The organism is Bacillus cereus group sp. BfR-BA-01355, assembly GCF_022663675.1.
Taxonomy (GTDB): Bacteria; Bacillota; Bacilli; order Bacillales; family Bacillaceae_G; genus Bacillus_A; species Bacillus_A thuringiensis_S.
In genome coordinates this window covers 1-241 of record NZ_JAKUFY010000426.1, presented here as the reverse complement: position 1 = coordinate 241, position 241 = coordinate 1, and the positions used below count along the sequence as shown (strand labels likewise).

The window sequence follows — 241 nt, the reverse complement described above, 5'->3', positions numbered from 1 at the left end:
GATGAATGGAACGTAATTCGTATTGTGTCCTGTAGCTGGAAGTTGTTGATTATTAGAAGAACCTTGTCCTTTTTCTGGTAAATTAGGTTTTTCTACTCCTTCACCTGGCTTTTCTGTTCCTTCACCTGGTTTTTCTGTTCCTTCACCTGGTTTTTCCGGACCTTTTTCTGTATCTTTTTTATTTGTAATTTGAAGCTTTACAACTTCAATTTTTTCATTAGAAATCGTAAATTTCATTTCC

General features: G+C 34.4%; 1 pseudogene. It reads right to left on the bottom strand.

Annotated features, from left to right (window positions below):
* Positions 1 to 241: pseudogene (locus MR167_RS32335) on the bottom strand (MSCRAMM family protein); the annotation flags it as partial.